The sequence below is a fragment of the Corynebacterium sp. HMSC073D01 genome (assembly GCF_001815555.1).
Lineage (GTDB): Bacteria > Actinomycetota > Actinomycetes > Mycobacteriales > Mycobacteriaceae > Corynebacterium > Corynebacterium glucuronolyticum.
Genome location: NZ_KV821025.1, coordinates 212508 through 212883, shown reverse-complemented (window position 1 = coordinate 212883; position 376 = coordinate 212508). Strand labels below are relative to the sequence as shown.

1 protein-coding gene and 1 pseudogene are annotated in these 376 nt (G+C 52.9%); both read left to right on the top strand.

The window, feature by feature from the left end:
- Window positions 1–214, top strand: a pseudogene (locus HMPREF3044_RS13215) (IS3 family transposase); the annotation flags it as partial.
- A partial coding sequence (locus HMPREF3044_RS13600) for an IS3 family transposase (protein ID WP_141759629.1) occupies window positions 135–376 on the top strand: 242 nt, incomplete at its 3' end. The pseudogene HMPREF3044_RS13215 and the gene HMPREF3044_RS13600, both read left to right, overlap by 80 nt.

Genomic DNA, 376 nt, shown 5'->3' with positions numbered 1-376 from the left:
CCGCTTCCGGTTTGTTGATGACCACCGCACCGTGTACTCGGTCAAGCGGATGTGTGCTGTTTTGACAATCCACCGCAGTAGCTACAACACCTGGCGTTTTAGACGCGAAAGGCGGGATCACAAGGCTTTGTCAGATGCGCTTCTTGGGGTGCGCATCACGGAGGTCTTCCGGCAAGAAAACGGTTGCTACGGTGCCAAGCGTATTACGGCTTAAACTCAATGATGATCCAGGTTCTACTCCTCTAAACCACAAGCGTGTGGCCAGGATCATGAAGGATTTAGGCCTTTGCGGGTATACCAGGCGACGAAGAGTAAAAACCACCGTGCGAGCCAAAGGCCGAAACGTGTTTGCTGACCTTGTACGCCGCAGGTTTTA